This window comes from Candidatus Thiosymbion oneisti (assembly GCF_900092655.1).
In the GTDB taxonomy this organism is placed as follows: domain Bacteria; phylum Pseudomonadota; class Gammaproteobacteria; order Chromatiales; family Chromatiaceae; genus Thiosymbion; species Thiosymbion oneisti.
On record NZ_FLUY01000280.1, the window covers coordinates 25,531 to 35,981 of the forward strand.

Annotated in this window: 10 protein-coding genes; all 10 read left to right on the plus strand. The window is 59.1% G+C overall.

Features of this window, described 5'->3' with window-relative positions; genetic code table 11:
* The first annotated feature begins 249 nt into the window (after positions 1-249).
* The 10 genes from hpf (at position 250) to BQ17_RS02565 (ending at position 10,350) form a co-directional block, all read left to right on the plus strand.
* Entirely contained in the window at positions 250-582 is a 333-nt protein-coding gene (gene hpf, locus BQ17_RS02520; RefSeq protein ID WP_089724148.1) for a ribosome hibernation-promoting factor, HPF/YfiA family, read from the plus strand.
* 105 nt (positions 583-687) lie between these two features.
* Positions 688-1,158: a PTS sugar transporter subunit IIA gene (locus BQ17_RS02525; RefSeq protein ID WP_089724149.1), complete on the plus strand. Its 471-nt coding sequence runs from the start codon at positions 688-690 to the stop codon at positions 1,156-1,158.
* Between the two features lie 118 nt (positions 1,159-1,276).
* Positions 1,277-2,143 carry an RNase adapter RapZ gene (rapZ, locus tag BQ17_RS02530; protein ID WP_089724150.1) on the plus strand — a complete coding sequence of 289 codons (867 nt, stop codon included), beginning with the start codon at positions 1,277-1,279 and terminating at the stop codon, positions 2,141-2,143.
* A complete protein-coding gene (locus tag BQ17_RS02535) occupies positions 2,140-2,409 on the plus strand; it encodes an HPr family phosphocarrier protein (RefSeq protein ID WP_089724151.1) in 270 nt (89 codons plus the stop codon). Before rapZ ends, BQ17_RS02535 begins: the two co-directional genes overlap by 4 nt.
* Positions 2,406-4,154 carry a phosphoenolpyruvate--protein phosphotransferase gene (gene ptsP / locus BQ17_RS02540; protein ID WP_089724152.1) on the plus strand — a complete coding sequence of 583 codons (1,749 nt, stop codon included), beginning with the start codon at positions 2,406-2,408 and terminating at the stop codon, positions 4,152-4,154. The genes BQ17_RS02535 and ptsP overlap by 4 nt, the downstream gene beginning before the upstream one ends.
* 171 nt (positions 4,155-4,325) lie before the next feature.
* The gene (locus BQ17_RS02545; protein WP_089724153.1) at positions 4,326-5,879 is read left to right on the plus strand and encodes a class I SAM-dependent methyltransferase; all 1,554 of its coding nucleotides are present in this window, start codon (positions 4,326-4,328) and stop codon (positions 5,877-5,879) included.
* A gap of 2 nt (positions 5,880-5,881) precedes the next feature.
* The gene (locus tag BQ17_RS02550; RefSeq protein ID WP_089724154.1) at positions 5,882-6,955 is read left to right on the plus strand and encodes a glycosyltransferase family 4 protein; all 1,074 of its coding nucleotides are present in this window, start codon (positions 5,882-5,884) and stop codon (positions 6,953-6,955) included.
* A gap of 688 nt (positions 6,956-7,643) precedes the next feature.
* Positions 7,644-8,414: a glycosyltransferase family 4 protein gene (locus tag BQ17_RS21325; RefSeq protein WP_176722256.1), complete on the plus strand. Its 771-nt coding sequence runs from the start codon at positions 7,644-7,646 to the stop codon at positions 8,412-8,414.
* A 183-nt stretch (positions 8,415-8,597) separates the two neighbouring features.
* Positions 8,598-9,323, plus strand: coding sequence for an ABC transporter permease (locus BQ17_RS02560; RefSeq protein WP_218068021.1), 726 nt, complete (start codon positions 8,598-8,600; stop codon positions 9,321-9,323).
* A gap of 265 nt (positions 9,324-9,588) precedes the next feature.
* Positions 9,589-10,350 carry an ABC transporter ATP-binding protein gene (locus tag BQ17_RS02565; RefSeq protein WP_089724157.1) on the plus strand — a complete coding sequence of 254 codons (762 nt, stop codon included), beginning with the start codon at positions 9,589-9,591 and terminating at the stop codon, positions 10,348-10,350.
* Positions 10,351-10,451: the final 101 nt, after the last annotated feature.

Below are 10,451 nucleotides of genomic sequence, written 5' to 3' on the forward strand. Positions count from 1 at the left end.
GAAGTCTGCGCAAGGGATTGCGGAGGATTAAAGATTTCAGAGCCGGTCTGGCTTACGCGTTCGTAGCGAGGGGTCGAGGCAGATTTTGCGCTCGATTGAGGCGAAAGCTTAAGTCTATTTAACGAACTCGAGCGGGAAATCTGACCGACCGCCTCGATTCCACAGGAGAACAGCCGTATGCCAGACAGGCGCTCACGTCCGCCGCCGGGAGCCGTCTGGCGCTACTTCGGAAACTTCAGGAGTCATACGATGCAAATCAACCTGACGGGTCACCATGTCGATGTCACGGACTCCCTCAAGGGTTATGTGGAGACCAAGTTCGAACGCCTGGCGCGACACTTTGACCACGTCCTCGACATCCATGTCATCCTCAGTGTGGAGAAGCTGCGCCAAAAGGCGGAGGCCACATTGCACGTCAACGGCGCCAAGGTCTTCGCGGACTCGGTCCACGAGGATATGTACGCAGCGATCGATGGGCTCATCGATAAGCTCAATCGTCAGGTCCTGAAGCACAAAGAGAAGAGGCGCGATCACCGGGGCAACGGCCATCGGGCCCTCGACCAGGACCCGGAACGGGTCTGAATGCCTTGCCTGCGGACCCCCTGGATACACCTCGTCGTCCGCAACCCCTGGCTAGGGCAGGTTTATCGAACCACTTCATCACCTACCCATCGGGAGCAGCATTCGATGTTTCCTCCCCACCTCATCGTTGCCGACCGCATCGGCAATGACCTGGAGCTGAGCAGCAAAAAGCGTCTCTTGGAGAGGCTCGGCATGCTGCTCGCCAGCATCGACCCGGATTTAAGTCCGGAAGGCGTGTTCGGGCGTCTGTGCGAGCGCGAACGTCTCGGCAGCACCGGGCTCGGTCATGGGGTTGCCCTACCCCACGCCCGTATGCAGGAAGTAACCGAAGCCGTCGGTGCCTTCGTCCAGCTCCGGAAGGGGGTCGCCTTCGACGCCCTCGACAACGGACCGGTTGATCTGGCCTTCGGGTTGTTGGTACCCGAGTCAGTCACCGAGCTGCACCTGCAGCTGCTCGCGCAGTTGGCATCTATGTTCAAGGATCCACGGCTGCGCCAGGACCTGCGCCGGGCTACCTCGGCGGAGCAGATCCTTGCGCTCTTGGAAGGCCAGGAACAGGATCTCCGGAATCAATGACCCAAGTCCAACCCCTCCAAAGACCTGATGGATCGACTCAACCCGCGGTTCAGTCGCACCGGCTGCCGGGACAGCCCGTAACCACAGGACCCGTGCGCGGAGTGGCGGTAAGTCTGAGATGAACGCAAAGAAGCTGATTATTGTCAGTGGACTGTCCGGGTCGGGAAAAAGCATCGCGTTGCATACGCTGGAAGACCTCGGTTATTACTGTATCGACAACCTCCCCCTGTTTCTGCTCAAGGAACTGGTCGCAGGACTGGCGAGGGCGGACAGCGACGCCTTCACCCAAACCGCCGTCGGTATCGACGCCCGTAACCAGCCGCAGCAGCTGGAGGGACTGCCGAGGCTGCTGGAGTTCGTCTGCAACGGACCTTTCGAGCGTCGCGTCCTCTACCTGGAGGCCCAGACGGACACCCTGATCAAACGCTTCAGCGAGACCCGCCGCAAGCATCCCTTGACTGTCCCTGAGCGTCCGTTGGCCGAGGCAATCGAGCTCGAACGCAAGCTGCTCGAACCGATCCTGAGCGATTCCGACCTGCGCATCGACACTACCCACACCAACGTCCATCAGCTGCGGGATCTGGTGCGCGAGTGCCTTCGGGACGGTGCCTCGCCCAAGGTCTCGATTCTGCTCCAAACCTTCGGCTTCAAACACGGCATACCCCAGGACGTGGACTTCGTCTTCGATGTACGCTGTTTGCCCAATCCCCATTGGCAGCCGGAATTGCGCTCGTTGACCGGTCTGGATCCCGCGGTAGCCCACTTCTTGGAAGCGTTACCGGAAGTCGGCGCGATGCACGATGACCTCGCGCGCTTCTTCGACCGCTGGATTCCCCGCTTCGAGGCAGACGGGCGCAGCTATCTGACCGTCGCCGTCGGTTGTACCGGTGGTCAACACCGCTCCGTCTACATCGCCGAACAGCTCAAAAGCCATTTCGAGGCTGAAGGACGCAAGGTCATGGTCCGCCACCGGGAGTTGTTGTGATCCGCAAGGAGATCGAGATCCTGAACAAGCTCGGGCTGCACGCCCGCGCCGCCGCTAAGCTGGTCACCTGTGCCGGCGCTTTCGCCAGTCAGGTCCGGTTGGAATGGAAGGGTCGGCGGGTAAACGGTAAGAGCATCATGGATGTGATGATGCTGGCCGCGGCGCAGGGCAGTATGGTGACACTGCTGATCGAGGGCAAGGACGAAGCCGCCGCCTGTGCTGCCCTGGAGAGGCTCATCGCCGACCGCTTCGGGGAGGACGAATGACCCTCTCCTGTTGCGGACTCGGCGTCGCCACTACCCGGGCGATCGCGATCGGCCCTGTCTTCCTGCTCGACCGGAGCCCCCTGAGGATAGCCCCCCGCAGCATCGATCCGGCCGCGGTTCCCGGCGAGCTGCAACGGCTCGAAGCTGCCCTCGCGGCGGCCCAGGGGGCCCTGCGGACCGTGCGCGATCAGATCCCGCACGCAACCCCGGTCAAAGTCGCTGAATTCATCGACTCACACCTGCTCATGCTCGAAGATGCCGCCCTCGTCGATCCGGCGCGGGCATTGATCCGGGAGCGGCTGTTCAGCGCCGAGTGGGCATTGGAGCAGCACCGGATGACGTTGGTGAAGGCATTCGAAGAGATGGAGGACCCTTATCTGCGTGGCCGCCGCGACGACCTAGACCATGTGGTGCAGCACATCCTCGGCTTCCTGCTCGACGGACGGATCCCGGACCCGGAGGAAGACACCGACCTGAACGGGTGCGTGGTCATCGCCCATGACATCTCTCCCGCGGACACGGTAGTCCTGCGCCAGCGGCGCGTCGTGGCCCTGGTCACCGAGTACGGCAGTCCCCTGTCCCATACCGCCATCCTGGCGCGCAGCCTGAACCTCCCTATGGTAGTCGGGGTGCGCAAGGTTACCAGCTATTTTCGTCCGGGCGAGACGGTGGTGGTCGACGACGAGTCCGGCGTCGTGTTGGCAGACGTCGACGCGGACATCCTGGCGCATTACCGGCAGCGCATACGGGTACTCGAGGAACGCCGAGCCCGCCTCCGGCGCTTGGTCAGAGAGCCCTCGCTCAGCGCCGACGGAACCCCGGTAAGTCTGCTGGGCAATCTCGATCTCCCGGAAGATACGGTAGCCATCCGAGCCAACGGAGCGGCCGGGGTTGGCCTCTACCGGACCGAGTTCCTCTACATGAACCGGGACCGTCCGCCGGACGAGGAGGAGCAGCTGGCGGCCTATCTGGAGGTCATCCGCGGACTCGAAGGCACCCCGGTCACGATACGGACCCTGGACCTGGGGGCGGACAAACAGGTGGACGGCGACTCGGCCACCTGTCCACTGGCCTGTAATCCCGCCCTGGGTCTGCGTGCCATCCGCCTGTGCCTCAAGCAGCCCGAGCTGTTTCGTCCCCAGCTGCGCGCGATCCTACGCGCCTCCGCCTTCGGCCCGGTGCGTCTGATGATCCCTATGTTGTCCCACATCCGGGAGCTCGATTCGGTCCTCGCACTCATCGAGCAGGTCGGTCGGGAGCTCGACCGCGAGGGGCTGGCCTTCGATCCGCACATGCCGGTAGGCGGCATGATCGAAGTACCGGCGGCCGCCCTTTCCGCGCCGGCATTCACCCACCGGCTGGATTTTCTCTCCATCGGCACCAACGACCTCATCCAATACACCCTGGCCATTGACCGTATGGACGACACTGTCAGCTACCTTTACGATCCCCTGCACCCGGCGATACTCCGTCTCATCCGCATGACGATCGAGGCCGGACGGGCCCACGGTATCCCCGTATCCATGTGCGGCGAAATGGCGGGAACCCCCCGCTATGTGCCCCTGCTGCTGGGACTTGGCCTGCGTGAGTTCAGTATGCAACCGGGCTCGCTGCTGGAGATCAAGGAACGCGTACGCGGTTCTCATATCCCCCACCTGGAGCGCGCAACCGGGGAGCTGTTCGCCCATCTGGAAGATCATGAGCCGGAACAGTTCGCGCAGGCCATCGAGCGCATCTGCTCCTGACCTGCCATGCCCGTCCGCTGACATCGTAGAGTGGCGAGTGGAACGAACCGCATCACCGGGAATGGAAAATTTGTCCGCCTAGTGACTATTGCGCGTTTCTATGTTCCGGCATAGCCTGCCGCAGTCGGCATAACACCGCTCCGGCTTGAATATAATCACGCAGATTTGACAATGACCAACAATCAACCTTTACCGAACAAGGGAAGGGCGACATACGAACACGATGTTTCCCCCCCGACCAAAGACGATATCGACCGGATCATGCACCGCATTCGAGAAGAAGTCGCGTCCGAGCAATCGAGCCGGGCTCAGGTAACCGAAGGAGCAGTGGCGGAATCGGCCCCCTCACCGATACCGGAGGCCGGCGTTGAGCCCTTTGCCGAGAGACCCTCCGGGCCGCCCGGGAATCGTGTGGAAGATTTCCTCCTCGCCGATGATGAGGCGTTTCTTGAAAACGCTTATCGACGCATCCTGAACCGGGATCTCGACCACGGGGGGCGGGAACGATTCCTTGCCAGGTTGAAAGCAAAGCAGATCTCCAAGCTGGAGGTGCTGGCACGCTTGAGATACTCCCCGGAAGGGAGGGCGAACGGGGTCCCGATTCGAGGTGGGCTGGCCGTGTGGGGGTTGATGAAGGCGGTCTTTCGTGTACCGATTCTGGGCTACTTACCGGCGCTCTTGATTCATCTGATCAGGCTGCCGGTGGCTGTTGCCAATCAGGAGCGGACGACGGAGGACCTGTGGCAGGCGATCAACGAGAACAGGGATATCGTTAATAAGAAAGTCGACCATGAGAAATTTTGGGATGTCGTCAATGGGAAGGCCGATAACGGGCGGCTTGCGGAGCTCGAATCAAAGCTTGCAGCGCTTGCATCGGAGCAGGCCAGGTTGCTCCATAAATATCAGGACCAGAAACGGACCCTGCTCGATTCCCAGCGGCGGCTGAATTTGCTCCTTGAGGAGGCCCGCAAACGGCTGCCCGAACCCTTCGACCAAGAACAGGTCGCCACGCTGACCGCTGCGGCGGATCATTGGCTGGACGCGCACTATGTCAGCTTCGAGGATGCCTTCCGGGGGACGCGCGCGGAGATCAAGCAACGCGCCGAGGTCTACCTGGAGCTGATCCGCTCGGTCGGTGCCGGAACCGAGGAACACCCCGTGATCGATCTGGGATGCGGTCGGGGCGAGCTGTTGGAATTGCTGAAAGACCATAATCTGGTGGCACGTGGCATCGACCTGAATCAGCTGCTTGTCAAGGAATGCCGGGATACTGGATTCGAGGTCATCGAGGCGGATGCGATGGACTACCTACGCAAGCTGCACCAGGCATCGGTAGGGGCCATTACCGGCCTGCATCTCATCGAACACATTCCCTTCAACCAGCTCGTGCAACTCTTGGATGAGTGTTTGCGAGTACTCAAGCCCGGTGGTCTCGTGGCCTTCGAGACACCGAATCCGGAAAATCTTCGGGTTGGGGCCTGCAACTTCTACTTTGATCCGACCCACCTGCATCCACTGCCCCCGCTCATGTCCCAGTTTCTGCTCGAAGCCAGGGGCTATGTTGCGGTCGAGATCAAGCGACTTTCCGAACACCGTTCAGTGGAATCATTACCGCTCTCGCCTGCGGAAACGCCCGATGCCCAAGCCCTGAACCGGGTCATCGAGTTTATCAATGCGAACTTCGCGACCGCCCCTGATTATGCCGTGATCGGATACAAGGCCTAAGGATGAAAATCGCCATCTTGTCAACGGCTTCCGTGACAGGGGAACAAGGGGGCGCAGAGCGTTTCTACCCGGGGCTTAGCAACGCTCTGATCGAGGCAGGCGCAAGTACCGAAATCGTATCCATAGTTAGTGATGAGAGGGACTTTCGTCACATCCAGGAGTCTTACCTCCGTTTCTATGACTTGGACCTTACCGGCTACGATGCCGTGATCTCTACCAAGGCGCCGGGATACGTCGTGCGGCATCCGAATCATCTGTGCTACCTGCAGCACACCATGCGCGTCTTCTACGACTTGTTCGATGTTACGTATCCGCTGCCTACTCGAGAGCACATCCGACGCCGGAAGTTCATTCACAACCTGGATACGTTGGCGCTTCGATCACCAAGGACACGGCGTATCTTCACTATCGGCCATGAGGTAAGTCGGAGACTCAAGGCATTTAATGGTCTCGATTCGGAGGTGCTCTATCAGGCAACCACGATAAAAGGATTCCGGCATGGAGATTACCGGTACGTTTTCCTACCCGGCCGCCTGAATCGGTGGAAGCGAGGCGACCTGGTCATCAAGGCCATGCGCCACGTCCGCTCGCCGGTGGAGCTCCTCATCTCCGGCATCGGGGAGAAGGAGGTGGCCTGGAAGTCGTTGGCGAGTAAGAATTCAAGAATTCGTTTTCTCGGCAGGGTCTCCGACGAGGAATTGCTTGCGCTCTACGCCGATGCGTTGTGCGTGGCCTTCGTTCCGTTGCACGAGGACTTCGGGCTGATAACGCTCGAGGCATTTCATAGCCACAAACCCGTGATTACCTGTTCGGATTCCGGCGAACCAGCGCGAATCGTGGAGCACGGGAAAAGTGGTTTCGTTTGCGCCCCCAATCCCAGGCGCATTGCCAAACACATCGATTTTCTTGCTGCCGACCCGGCAGTGTCTAAGCGTATGGGCCAACGGGGTGCGGAATCGATCCAAGGTATCAGTTGGGAGCATGTGGCCACTACCCTGATGGATGCGCTCGAAGCGGGGATTGAGCGCGTTAAGAGGCCATCAATTCGAAGATTCCCGAAACACCACACCCGCTAGGTCACCTAGGTGACGCCAAGCGATTTTCGGTAGTTACGAAGACACCATGACTATTTGGATAAACGTTACCACATCCGTAGGTCACAAGCAGCCGCCGGTCGGTGTCGTTCGGGTTGAGCAAAATATCGCCTGGGCTCTCCGGGAAGCGCTCGGTGAAGAGCAGGTACGGTATTGCGTGTGGAAAGCAGGACGAGGTGATTTTGTCGAGATCCCTGCCGCCTCCGTTAGAGCAAGCTTGACGAAGAAGCCCTCTCCTGACAGACCTTGGTGTATAAGGCCGTCGCGTTCCTCGGAACATCAGATTGCACCCATCCGATTCAGCGCGCCCCTTGCTAGCATCCGGACGAACCTTCGGTCTCTCGCCAGAGGTTCGCCGTGCTTGGTCGCCGGAATAAGACGCCTCGTCGAAGTGGGACGCAGTATACAGAGAGGCTTGGGAAAATGGGCTTTTCGCACGCGCATGGGCCTGGGGCGATGGTTGGCGACCTCAGGGGGATACGTCTGTAACGTTCTGAGACCGGGGGACGTTCTGGTTATCCTCGGTATTGAGTGGGATATCAGCTTTGTCCTCCAGGAATTAAAGAACCGTGTCGGTATCCGAATTATCGGCTGTTGCCACGATCTAGGCCCGATCAAATATCCTCAGTATTGTCTTCGTTACGTCGCCAAGCAGTTTCCGAGGTATCTGATGGAGTTAGTAGCAGGGTGTGATGCGATTGCCTGTGTGTCGGAATGCACCTTGCGGGATTTGCGCGCAGAGATCGAGAGACTCGGCATACCGGTGCCGCGGCTCTTTACTATCCGCCTCGGAGCAGATCTGCCCATGGCTGCCGGGTCGCCCTCCGACCTGATCTCGAGCCTGACAGAACGGCCCTACGTACTGTTCGTGTCCACCATCGAACGACGCAAGAACCATGAGGTGCTCTATCGGGCCTTCCATCGCCTTGCCGAGATCCATGGTCGGGACAGGCTACCGCGCATGGTCTTTGTCGGGTCACCCGGCTGGGGTGTGAACGATCTCCTTAACGACATCAAGCTGGATCCGGTAACCAAAGGCATCATTGTTCAGTTGCATCAGGTATCGGACCATGACCTTTGCGTCCTGTACCAAAAGGCGCTGTTCTGCGTCTTCCCTTCACTCTACGAGGGTTGGGGCCTTCCGGTCGCGGAGGCCCTGGGTTTCGGAACGCCGGTCGTCTGTTCGGATCGCGGCTCGCTGCCGGAGGTAGGAGGCGATCTGGTCGAGTACCTGGATCCTTGGGATCTGCCCGCTTGGGTCCATGCCATCGAGCGGCTTTGGCTCGATGGGGATTACAGAAGACGTTTAGCGGACCGCATTGCCAGGGAGTATCGAATGGAAGACTGGTCGGCGGCCGGAACAAAAATCGGACGGATTGCGTCGAGGCTCGAAGCCGGATCGGACGTGCACGTCGTCTCGAATATTCACCTGGAAACCTGATATTGCATCCGGTATCCTTTTGATTTTCCAGACCCTCCTTGGCTCGAACTCTCCATGCCGGATACCGAGGTCTCCAAATCTTCGTCCTGGTTCGCTGCTCAGTGCCATCATGCAACTCGTTCGGGCCAGCTCCGCAACGCCCTGGCCGACATTTCCAATGGCTGGGGGCACCGGTCGCTTTGGATGACGATCGGGTTACACACTATTCGACAGACTTATCGACGGTCATTCATCGGACCCTTCTGGATAACCATCTCGATGGGCGTGATGGTCGCCGCCATCGGTGTACTCTACGGCCAAATCTTCAAGATCGAAGTCCGGGAGTACCTTCCCTATCTAGCCGCGGGTTTTTTCTCCTGGGGGCTCATATCGAGCTTGGTGAATGAAGGATGTCAGACCTTCAACGGTGCCGAAAATCTCATCAAGCAACTCAATGCGCCATTATCCACTCACGCCTATCGCGTAGTCTGGAGCAACTTCCTCACAGCGATGCATACCATCTGGGTCTTCGTGGCCGTGGCCCTGGTGTTCCCGGTCGCGGTCGGGTGGTCTTGGTTGCTCGCGGTGCTCGGGATCGCCCTGATTCTGCTCAACGGACTCTGGGTTGCCCTACTGCTGGGGTTACTGAGTGCCCGCTTCAGAGATATTCCCATGATTGTAGGGAGTATCGTACAGGTATTGTTTTTTATGACGCCCATCTTCTGGCAAGTGGATATGCTTCCCGGCCGCAGCGTGCTCCTGGATGGGAATCCCTTCTACCATTTCGTCACCGTTGTACGCAGCCCCCTGTTGGGCCAGGTTCCGGCCTTCGAGCATTGGATCGTCATCTTTGGGGTAACCATCGTCGGCTGGACCCTTACCTTGCTCGCCTATACCGCCTATCGGTGGCGAATCCCGTACTGGGTTTAGCCCGCATATCCCATCAGGGCGGCTGGCGACGCTTCAGTTTTCAATTTATTTCAACAAATTATGGATCAATTTCTCAATTACCATAACAAACAGCGTGTAATTGTCGCCAGCCTATCACCGTCCTGGCGGTTTCTCGCGCGCGCTCGCTTGCCGTTCGCTCAACCCGTAGGAGTGGCTACGAATTTCGCTCACGGCGGCACGAGCGCGGCTGCGAATTCCACCAGGACGGCAATCCCTGATGAGATATGCGGGCTCGGAGAAAGATATGGCGTCTATCCGCCTGAATAAGGTGGCGGTATCTTTCCCCATCTATGACGCAAGCAGTCGCTCATTGAAGAAGCGCCTCATCCGGACCGGCACGGGCGGACGCATTCAATCTCAGCCCGGTTCGGGCAAGGTATCGGTAGTCAAGGCGCTGGATGATGTGAGCCTGTCGTTTCAAGATGGGGATTATGTCGGGCTGATTGGGCACAATGGATCGGGAAAGACCACGCTGCTGCGGGTGCTGGCCGGAATCTATGAACCCAGTGCCGGAACTGTCGAGATCCAAGGCCATGCAGTGCCCCTCTTCGATGTGGCCTTGGGGATGGACCAGGAGAGTACCGGTTACGAGAACATCGTGATGCGAGGCCTGTTTCTGGGTCTGACCCATCAGCAAATCAAGCAACGCGTGGACGACATCGTCGAGTTCACCGAGCTGGGGGACTTTTTGAACCTGCCGATACGGACCTATTCCGCCGGTATGCGCATGCGCCTGGCGTTTGCCGTGTCCACATCGATCGTGCCGGATATCCTGTTATTGGACGAAGGAATCGGGGCGGGTGATGCGGCGTTTCTGGAAAAGGCAAACAAGCGTCTGGATGCATTCACAGGGAAAGCGGCGATCATCGTACTGGCGTCGCATTCGGAACCTCTGGTGAGGAAAATATGCAGAACCTGCGTCTTGATGGAGCACGGGAAGGTGCTTCGCGTGGGAGAGACCGATGCAATCCTGGAGTATTACAAGGACCGATCGGGGGCTCCCTAGCGCGGTCCTGGGTTATTTGGCGGGCACCTTGAAAAATCCACTTTTTCGGCGCGTTTTGTAAGTAGTTGATGAACTGCTTACAGGCTTATGCCGAGCGGGGT